General features: G+C 53.6%; 8 protein-coding genes. 5 read left to right on the top strand and 3 right to left on the bottom strand.

Going from position 1 to position 9,266, the window contains the following annotated elements; translation table 11 throughout:
• On the bottom strand, positions 1-505 hold a 505-nt coding region (gene fsa / locus FDW87_RS10135), incomplete at its 3' end, for a fructose-6-phosphate aldolase (RefSeq protein ID WP_252363100.1).
• 15 nt (positions 506-520) lie between these two features.
• A complete protein-coding gene (gene ptsP, locus FDW87_RS10140) occupies positions 521-3,022 on the bottom strand; it encodes a phosphoenolpyruvate--protein phosphotransferase (RefSeq protein ID WP_137379710.1) in 2,502 nt (833 codons plus the stop codon).
• Between the two features lie 307 nt (positions 3,023-3,329).
• Here ptsP and FDW87_RS10145 point away from each other — a divergent pair, with 307 nt between their 5' ends.
• From FDW87_RS10145 to FDW87_RS10165, 5 genes are all read left to right on the top strand, one after another.
• The gene (locus FDW87_RS10145) at positions 3,330-4,409 is read left to right on the top strand and encodes a PTS fructose transporter subunit EIIC (RefSeq protein ID WP_137379702.1); all 1,080 of its coding nucleotides are present in this window, start codon (positions 3,330-3,332) and stop codon (positions 4,407-4,409) included.
• 14 nt (positions 4,410-4,423) lie between these two features.
• Positions 4,424-4,744: a PTS fructose-like transporter subunit IIB gene (locus FDW87_RS10150; protein WP_016155279.1), complete on the top strand. Its 321-nt coding sequence runs from the start codon at positions 4,424-4,426 to the stop codon at positions 4,742-4,744.
• Between the two features lie 101 nt (positions 4,745-4,845).
• Positions 4,846-7,143: a formate C-acetyltransferase gene (locus FDW87_RS10155; protein ID WP_137379703.1), complete on the top strand. Its 2,298-nt coding sequence runs from the start codon at positions 4,846-4,848 to the stop codon at positions 7,141-7,143.
• Positions 7,109-7,987 carry a [formate-C-acetyltransferase]-activating enzyme gene (locus tag FDW87_RS10160; RefSeq protein WP_049269720.1) on the top strand — a complete coding sequence of 293 codons (879 nt, stop codon included), beginning with the start codon at positions 7,109-7,111 and terminating at the stop codon, positions 7,985-7,987. The genes FDW87_RS10155 and FDW87_RS10160 overlap by 35 nt, the downstream gene beginning before the upstream one ends.
• A 1-nt stretch (position 7,988) precedes the next feature.
• Positions 7,989-8,345 (top strand): PTS fructose-like transporter subunit IIB, encoded by a 357-nt coding sequence (locus tag FDW87_RS10165; RefSeq protein ID WP_016155282.1) that lies wholly within the window; start codon positions 7,989-7,991, stop codon positions 8,343-8,345.
• Here FDW87_RS10165 and FDW87_RS10170 read toward each other — a convergent pair.
• The gene (locus FDW87_RS10170; RefSeq protein ID WP_049269724.1) at positions 8,332-9,192 is read right to left on the bottom strand and encodes an AraC family transcriptional regulator; all 861 of its coding nucleotides are present in this window, start codon (positions 9,190-9,192) and stop codon (positions 8,332-8,334) included. The genes FDW87_RS10165 and FDW87_RS10170 overlap by 14 nt on opposite strands.
• Between the last annotated feature and the right edge of the window lie 74 nt (positions 9,193-9,266).

Here is a 9,266-nt window from a genome sequence, read left to right on the forward strand (position 1 = left end):
TTTTAAAGCTGGCTGCCAGTACCATGCTGTTTGGCGCATGCAGTTCCAGTAACGTTTGCAGTTGTTGTACCGTGCGAATTCCGTCGCCGCCCTGCGCGTCAATACGGTTAACGTAAGGCGCGATATATTTCGCCCCCGCCAGCGCTGCAAGCAGCCCCTGAGAGGCACTGTACACGGCGGTTCCCAGCGTGGTGATGCCCTCTTTTTTCAGCATCTTGATCGCGGCCAGACCTTCGGATGTCACCGGGATTTTTACCACCAGACCGGGGACCGCGTTGCTCAGACGTTTGGCTTCCTCCACCATGCCTTGTGCGTCGCGGCTCATGGTTTGGGCAAACAGAATGCCCTCTTCGCCAATGGCGTTTTGCAGGCGCGGCAGCACATCCCAGATGGATTCTTTGTTTGCTGCCACAATGCTTGGGTTGGTGGTGACACCCGCGATTGGGAAGATGCGTGCCAGACGTTCGACTTCCGCGACGTTGGCGGTATCAAGGTAAAGTTCCATACAAAAACACCCTCTTTAAAGTTCAAGTTCATGTTGCAGCAGGCTGGCGATAGCGTCGGCAGAGGCGGCGTTAACCAGCGCGTTACGGAATTCTTCATGCATAATGCGCCGTGCCAGACGCGAGAAAATACGCATATGCTGGTCGCCCGCGGCGTGTTTGTTGAGCGTCAGCATAATAATGAACTGCGCATCATCATCACCCCAACGTACCGGCGCTTGCAGGCGCGCTACGCTGATAGTGGACTGCTCAATATGTTCTGATTTGCTGTGTGGAATGGCGAAGCTAAAACCTAATCCGGTAGAGAAGACCGCTTCGCGCGCCCACAGATCGGCTTCCAGTTTACGCGGATAGCGGCAACGACCTGCCAGCAGGAGGTTGTCGGTCATCCCTTTGATGACCTCCTCTTTACTACGCCAGTCGCTATCCAGCGTGATGCACTCGGCGGTAACCAGAGGGGTATCCTGTTGAGTCATGCGGAACTGAGCCAGCAGATGTTCGACCTCCAGCGACGTTCGACACGCCATTGCTTGATTCAGCAACTGACGGCAGGCGCGGCTGTCAAGTTGCGCCATCCGCGCTTTGGCGGCGGGAATGGAGGGAGCGCTCATGCTGATCTCGTCCAGACCCAGTCCCACAAGCAGCGGTAGCACTGAACCTTTAGCGCCAAGTTCGCCGCACAGGCCAATCCATTTCCCCTGACGATGTACCGCCTGTACGGCGTAATCCAGTGCACGCAAGAAGGCTGGATTCAGGCTGTTGTAATGGCGGGTAACTTTGGCGTTGTCGCGGTCGACCGCCAGCAGGTATTGCGTCAGGTCATTACTGCCAATACTAAAGAAATCAATTTCTTCGCAGCATTGATCGATGATGAACATCACTGACGGAACCTCCAGCATGATACCGAGCGGGATCTTCTCATCAAACGGGATGTGTTCAGTACGCAGTTGCTGTTTAGCTTCGGCCAGCTTCTCTTTGACCCACAGGATCTCTTCCATAGAGGAGATCATTGGGATCATGATTTTCAGGCTACCGTGCGCTGATGCGCGCAGGATCGATCGCAGTTGTGTGGTAAACAAAGCGGCGTATTCTTCATAGATACGCACCGCGCGATAACCAAGGAACGGGTTGGCTTCGGCAGGAATATTCAGGTAATCAACGGGTTTATCACCACCGATATCCATGGTGCGCACAATGATGCTACGTCCCTGCGCGGGCTCCAGCGCCTGGCAGAAAATGTTGTATAGCTCGTTCTCATCCGGGGCGCAGGTACGGTCCATATACAGCATTTCCGTGCGGAACAGGCCAACCGCTTCCGCACCGTTGCCAAAGGCTGCTTGCGCTTCCACGGAATGGGCGATGTTGGCGGCGACTTCCATGCGGATGCCATCACCCGTGCGCGCCTCCTGGGTCAGCCAGATACGTTGTTGTTCTCGAATGGCATCCTGGATACGGGCTTCCTGCTGGTAGTAACGTACGACGGATTCATCAGGGGCAACAATGACCGCTCCTGCGTTACCATCGATATAAACCGTTTGCTGTAGCCATGGCATTAAGGGTTCAATATCCACGCCAACCAGCGTAGGAATGTTGAATGACCGGGCGAGAATCACCGTGTGTGAAGTGGTACCGCCGCTTTTTAACAGCAAGCCTTTCAGCAATGTTTTGTCCAGTTCGAGGAACTGGCTCGGTGTGAGCTCGTCCGCCATACAGACCGTAGGCTGGGTTAGTTTTCCCGGCGCAGGGAAACGCTGCTCTCCATAAATTTGCTGCAGAAGCTGGAAGCAGACATCGCGCACATCCAGCGCACGTTCCTGTAAATAACTGCTGCTGGAGCGGGCGAATTCATCACAAAAATGTCCGGCACTTTCGACAATCGCCTGGGCGCAGCTTAACCCGCGAGATACTCCAGCGAGCAGGTGCTGACGCAGTGAGAGGTCGCTTGCCAGCGAGCGGTGTGCTTCCAGAATCGCACTGGTTGCGCCGTCGCTGTCGAGTAACCGAAACGCAATATTCTTCATCAGCAGCGTTAAGCCGTTATCCAGTGCCGCCTGCTCGGTTTCAATATCTTTAGCGGATGGGAGATTGTTAAGGGCGTTGAGATCCAGCGAAGAGAGCAGACTCAGAATGCCTCCCGCACTGCCGCTGCAGACGGTGCGAGCGCGAAAAAGCTGTGGGTTTAGATTGGTGAGGGATGCAGGAAGTGGCTCCAGCTCGTTGCTTTTGGCTTCCGCTAGCGGTGCATCGCAGTGTGGAAATTCATTACGTAACCATTGGGTTAAATGCTGGTGGGCTGCCTGTTCATCTGCACCGGAAATCAGCAACTGGCAGCTATCACCCGCCAGAGTATCGGTGCCAATCAGTGCCAATGCGCTCTTGGCGTTACCCCTACGTTCGGTACGCAGGTTGTGCCACTCAATGTGCGAAGTAAAGGTGTTGCACTGCGTTTCTATGTGACTTGCCGGGCGCGCATGTACGCCATTGGGCAGCTCACAGGTAAATTCCACAATCAGGGCCATAGCCTCATCTCCCATAACGATTTCTCGCTACAGGATAAAAGGGCAACGCCTGAACCTGCCATCTGACAAATCTGCCAAAAACTGGATAAATGTAATGTAACCATCAAAGTGAGATATCCCTCACAAGTCAGTTTGTCCTCTATAAATTCCGAGAAACTACAAGTTATGAGGCGGATCGCATTTTTGCGCTGACATTACAAAAGTCCAGCAAATGGCCTTTTTATCCACTGTTTGCGCCGCATCGGATTGCCTATTGTTTTCCGCAACAAGTTTATGGATATGGGCTTTAGCAGCCTGGGAGCGACTTATGAAAGAGTTGGTACAAATCCTGAAAAATACCCGTCAGCATCTGATGACGGGTGTTTCGCATATGATCCCCTTCGTAGTCGCGGGTGGAATTTTGCTGGCGGTCTCCGTCATGTTGTATGGCAAGGGCGCGGTACCGGATGCGGCGACCGATCCTAATCTCAAGAAACTTTTTGATATTGGCGTCGCAGGGCTGACGTTGATGGTGCCATTCCTTGCCGCTTACATTGGTTATTCCATTGCTGAACGTTCTGCTCTCGCCCCTTGTGCGATTGGCGCATGGGTGGGAAACAGCTTCGGCGCAGGTTTTTTCGGCGCGCTAATTGCCGGGATTATTGGCGGTATCGTCGTCCATTATCTGAAGAAGATCCCCGTACATAAGGTGTTGCGATCGGTAATGCCTATCTTCGTTATTCCTATTGTCGGCACCTTTATCACCGCAGGCATCATGATGTGGGGCCTGGGAGAACCCGTTGGCGCGTTAACCACTAGCCTGACCGAGTGGCTGCAGGGTATGCAGCAGGGCAGCATCGTGCTGCTGGCGGTAATTATGGGACTGATGTTGGCCTTCGATATGGGGGGGCCGATTAACAAAGTTGCCTACGCTTTCATGCTGATTTGCGTGGCGCAGGGTGTTTATACCGTGGTGGCAATCGCCGCGGTAGGGATCTGCGTGCCGCCGCTGGGCTTAGGTTTGGCGACGCTGATTGGTCGTAAGAATTTCTCTTCTGAAGAACGTGAAGCCGGTAAAGCCGCGCTGGTGATGGGCTGCGTTGGCGTAACGGAAGGCGCAATTCCTTTTGCTGCCGCCGATCCGCTGCGCGTTATCCCATCCATTATGGTGGGTTCCGCCTGCGGAACGGTAACCGCCGCGCTGTTTGGTGCGCAGTGTTATGCCGGCTGGGGCGGGCTGATTGTTCTGCCGGTCGTGGAAGGAAAATTGGGTTATATCGCGGCGGTTGCCGTGGGGGCTGTAGTGACCGCAGTGTGCGTTAACGTACTGAAAAGTCTGGCGCGGAAAAAAATGTCTCAGGTCGACCAGAAAGAAGACGACCTGGATTTAGATTTTGAAATGAATTAAGCGAGGAATGAGTCATGACCAAGATTATTGCAGTAACTGCATGTCCTTCTGGCGTTGCCCACACCTATATGGCCGCCGAAGCGCTGGAAAGCGCCGCTAAAGCCAAGGGGTGGGAAGTAAAGGTTGAGACTCAGGGGTCGATCGGTCTGGAAAACGAACTGACCGCGGCGGATGTGGCAGAAGCCGACATGGTGATTCTGACCAAAGACATTGGTATTAAGTTTGAAGAGCGTTTTGCGGGCAAAACTATCGTTCGTGTCAACATCAGCGATGCAGTGAAACGTGCCGACGCCATCATGAACAAGATTGGTGCACACCTTGCGCAAACCGCATAACGGTTTGTTTGCCGGAGGGGGGGCGACTTATCCGGCCTACTGATACGTAGGCCAGATAAGCACAGCGCCATCTGGCATCAGTTTTTCTACAGGAGTTCCTCATGACTAACCGTATCCAACGTTTAAAAAACGCTCTGTTTCAGAATAACCGCGAAATTTCGCTTGAGCGTGCGCTGCTATATACCGCCAGCCACCAGCAGACGGAGGGAGAGCCGGTTATTCTGCGGCGGGCGAAAGCCACCGCATATATTCTTGAGCACGTTGAAATATCGATTCGTGATGAGGAACTGATAGCCGGGAACCGTACCGTTAAACCGCGGGCGGGCATAATGTCACCGGAAATGGATCCTTACTGGCTGCTCAACGAGCTGGAGCAGTTTCCAACCCGTCCGCAGGACCGTTTTGACATCAGCGAAGAGGATAAACATCTCTATCGCGATGTGCTGTATCCGTACTGGGAAAAGCGGTCGATGAAAGATTTCATCAACGGTCAGATGACCGATGAGGTAAAAGCCGCTGTCCGTACGCAGATTTTTAGCGTTAACCAGACGGATAAAGGTCAGGGGCATATCATTATTGATTATCCACGCCTGTTGAATCTCGGACTTGGCGAACTGGTAGCGCAGATGCGGGCGCATTGTCTGCAGCAGCCGGATAACCACTTTTATCAGGCTGCTCTGTTGCTGCTTGAGGCTTCGCAAAGCCACATTCTGCGTTACGCCCTGCTGGCAGAACAAATGGCGGAAAACTGCCCGGATGCGCAGCGACGTCAGGAATTGCTGACGATTGCGGAAAACTCCCGGCATAACGCCCGGCATAAGCCGCAAACCTTCTGGCAAGCATGTCAGCTGTTCTGGTACATGAACATTATTTTGCAATATGAGTCCAACGCCAGTTCGCTCTCACTCGGACGCTTCGACCAGTATATGCTGCCGTTTTATCAAACCTCGCTGACGCAGGGGGAAGATCCTGCATTCTTAAAAGAAATCCTCGAATCGCTATGGGTGAAATGCAATGACATCGTACTGCTGCGATCCACCAGCAGCGCGCGCTATTTCGCTGGCTTCCCAACGGGTTACACCGCACTGCTTGGGGGATTGACGGAGAATGGTCGTAGTGCGGTAAACGTACTGTCGTTTCTCTGCCTTGATGCTTATCAGAGCGTACAACTGCCGCAACCAAATCTCGGTGTGCGCACGAACGCGTTGATCGATACGCCGTTCCTGATGAAAACGGCACAGACCATTCGCCTCGGGACCGGCATCCCGCAAATCTTTAATGATGAAGTGGTGGTGCCCGCATTTCTTAACCGTGGCGTCTCGCTGGAAGATGCGCGAGATTACGCGGTAGTCGGCTGTGTCGAGCTGTCTATTCCTGGCAGAACATACGGTTTGCACGACATCGCCATGTTTAATCTGCTGAAAGTAATGGAAATCTGCCTGCATGAGAACGAAGGCAATCGCGCGCTGACGTACGAAGACCTGTTGAAGCATATTCGTGCCAAAATCAGCCACTACATTACGTTGATGGTCGAAGGCAGTAATATCTGCGATATCGGTCATCGCGACTGGGCGCCGGTGCCGCTGCTCTCCTCGTTTATTAGCGATTGCCTGGATAAAGGGTGTGATATTACCGACGGCGGCGCGCGTTATAACTTCTCCGGCGTACAGGGGATCGGTATTGCGAACCTGAGCGATTCGCTGCATGCGCTCAATGGACTGGTATTTGAACAACAGCGCTTAACTTTTGACGAACTTTTGTCGGTGCTAAAAGACAACTTTGCTACCCCGGAAGGCGAGAAAATTCGCGCCCGGCTGATTAACCGCTTCGAAAAATACGGCAACGATATTGATGATGTAGATAACATCAGCGCCGAACTGCTGCGTCATTACTGCAAAGAGGTAGAGAAATACCAGAATCCACGCGGCGGGCAATTTACACCGGGTTCATATACTGTCTCTGCGCACGTGCCGCTGGGTTCGGTCGTCGGAGCGACACCAGATGGTCGCTTCGCCGGGGAACAGTTGGCGGACGGGGGGCTGTCGCCGATGCTGGGGCAGGATATGCAAGGGCCGACGGCGGTATTGAAATCGGTCAGCAAGCTGGATAACACATTGCTTTCCAATGGGACTTTGCTGAACGTGAAGTTTACGCCAGCCACACTGGAAGGTGAGGCTGGTTTACGCAAGCTGGCGGATTTTCTGCGGGCATTTACCCAGCTCAAGCTCCAGCACATCCAGTTTAACGTGGTGAATGCCGACACATTGCGAGAGGCGCAGCAGCGCCCACAGGATTTCGCCGGGCTGGTGGTGCGCGTGGCGGGTTACAGCGCCTTCTTTGTCGAGCTGTCGAAGGAGATCCAGGATGACATCATTCGCCGCACCGCGCATCAGCTGTGAGGTTATTGACCCACGTGGCGAGGACGTCGCGCGTATATTTAATATTCAGCGTTACTCACTGAATGATGGACGGGGTATTCGTACGGTAGTCTTTTTTAAAGGTTGTCCGCATACCTGCCCGTGGTGCGCCAACCCTGAATCTCTCTCCCCACGTATTGAAACAGTACGGCGGGAGAGTAAATGCCTGCACTGTACACCCTGTCTACGCGATGCTGATGAGTGTCCCTCCGGGGCGTTTGAACGTATCGGTCGTGATATCTCGCTGGACGAGCTGGAACGTGAAGTGATGAAAGATGATATTTTCTTTCGCACCTCTGGCGGAGGGGTGACGCTTTCCGGTGGTGAAGTGCTGATGCAAGCGCCCTTTGCCGTACGATTCCTGCAACGTCTGCGGCGCTGGGATGTTCGCTGCGCGATTGAAACGGCTGGCGATGCGCCAGCCAGTCGTTTGTTATCGCTGGCAAGAGAGTGCGATGAGGTGCTGTTTGACCTCAAAATTATGGATGTCCATTTGGCGCGTGAGACCATTAATATGAACCTGCCGCGCGTGCTGGCGAATTTACGACTAATGGTCGCTGAAGGGGTTAATGTCATTCCTCGCCTGCCGCTGATTCCGGGCTTTACGATGAATGTAGAGAACACGCAGCAGGCGTTGACGCTGTTGTCATCATTAGGCATAAAGCAGGTACACCTGCTACCGTTTCATCAATATGGCGAACCGAAATACAACCTGCTCGGATTACCCTGGTCGATGAAAGAAGTGCCCGTCCCGTCGGCGCAAGAGATAGATTTTATACGTAAGATGGCAGAATGCGCCGGATTTCAGGTAACAGTAGGAGGATAGTATGGCCATCGCACCTGTACGATATCTGGTTGCTGTCACCGCGTGCGTAAGCGGCGTGGCCCATACTTATATGGCCGCTGAACGACTGGAGAAACTCTGCCAGCAGGAGAAATGGAGCATCAAGATTGAAACTCAGGGCGCGTTGGGTACCGAAAATCGCCTGACGGAAGAGGATATTAACCGCGCTGATGCGGTGTTGCTCATTACCGATATTGAACTGGCAGGAGCAGAGCGATTTACGCAGAGCCGATACGTCCAGTCGGGCATTAGCGCATTTCTGCGTGAGCCGCAGCGGGTGATGAGCGCCGTGCGAAAGCTGCTTTCTGCACCACAGCACACACATCTTACTTTGGATTAGCTTTTATCTCCGTCAGCTGGCTGTGGTATTGCCGACGATATTCTGACGGCGAACGTTCGGTATTTTTGCGAAACAGGCGGCAGAAATAGTTGCTGTCAACAAACCCACAGGTATGCGCCACTTCTTTGATCTTCAGCTCATAACCCTTCAGCAGCGTTTTCGCGTGTTCCAGTCGCGTGTGATTCAGGTATTCGTTAAACCCGATAGCGCCCGTTTTTTGAAACAGGTGGGAGAGGTAATTGGGTGAGATGTAAAACGCCTGCGCGACGGATTCTCGGGTGAGCGGCGAAGCGTAGCGTTCATCAATATAGTCGCGAATGGCTTCGAAAAGCGCCTGACTGCGTGATGCGGTCTGGATCTGGCTGCCCAGCAGATCGCGGCAGTGGCTCAGTAAGCTCGCAACGATTAGCCTGGCGGTTTGTTGCTCCTGCGGTTGCATCTGCATTTCATTGAGCGTTTGCAGCAGGAAAGAGCCAATTCGTGGCCCACGCCGCGCGACGTGCTGTCGGGTAAGATTATGATATTGCTTGCCGTCCCACTGGACGATGCTGAAACCCAGTTGCTGTTTGCCGAACAGAATGCTGAGCGTGGTGACCGGTGTGAGCCACTGCGGAAAGTTCCAGCCGCCAGCCGGAACGAATATCACATCGCAAGGCAGTAACGTCGCGGATGCGCCAGCAACTCCGTTATCGGTGAACTCACCTTCCAGCACAATTTCCAGCCGGGGAAAATCGACCTGATACGCCAGCTCCGGCGTTGAGCTACTGGTGCTGGCAAAATAAACCTGGCGCAGCGGCGTGGGGCCGTTAATCAGGCGGGAGAGAAGATGGCTGACGTCGTGATACATGTTAATCCCTTGCAGGCAGCAGACAGGGGAAACAGTAACCGCCATCATAAAAAAAGGCCACTCTTTAAGAGTGG

Source organism: Citrobacter sp. wls826, assembly GCF_005281245.1.
GTDB lineage: Bacteria > Pseudomonadota > Gammaproteobacteria > Enterobacterales > Enterobacteriaceae > Citrobacter > Citrobacter braakii.

What these genes read in the sequence shown, in the direction of transcription:
- ptsP (WP_137379710.1), bottom strand. Translation starts at nt 3,022, where the DNA reads ATGGCCCTGATTGTGGAATTTACCTGTGAGCTGCCCAATGGCGTACAT.
- FDW87_RS10145 (WP_137379702.1), top strand. Translation starts at nt 3,330, where the DNA reads ATGAAAGAGTTGGTACAAATCCTGAAAAATACCCGTCAGCATCTGATG.
- FDW87_RS10150 (WP_016155279.1), top strand. Translation starts at nt 4,424, where the DNA reads ATGACCAAGATTATTGCAGTAACTGCATGTCCTTCTGGCGTTGCCCAC.
- FDW87_RS10155 (WP_137379703.1), top strand. Translation starts at nt 4,846, where the DNA reads ATGACTAACCGTATCCAACGTTTAAAAAACGCTCTGTTTCAGAATAAC.
- FDW87_RS10160 (WP_049269720.1), top strand. Translation starts at nt 7,109, where the DNA reads ATGACATCATTCGCCGCACCGCGCATCAGCTGTGAGGTTATTGACCCA.
- FDW87_RS10165 (WP_016155282.1), top strand. Translation starts at nt 7,989, where the DNA reads ATGGCCATCGCACCTGTACGATATCTGGTTGCTGTCACCGCGTGCGTA.
- FDW87_RS10170 (WP_049269724.1), bottom strand. Translation starts at nt 9,192, where the DNA reads ATGTATCACGACGTCAGCCATCTTCTCTCCCGCCTGATTAACGGCCCC.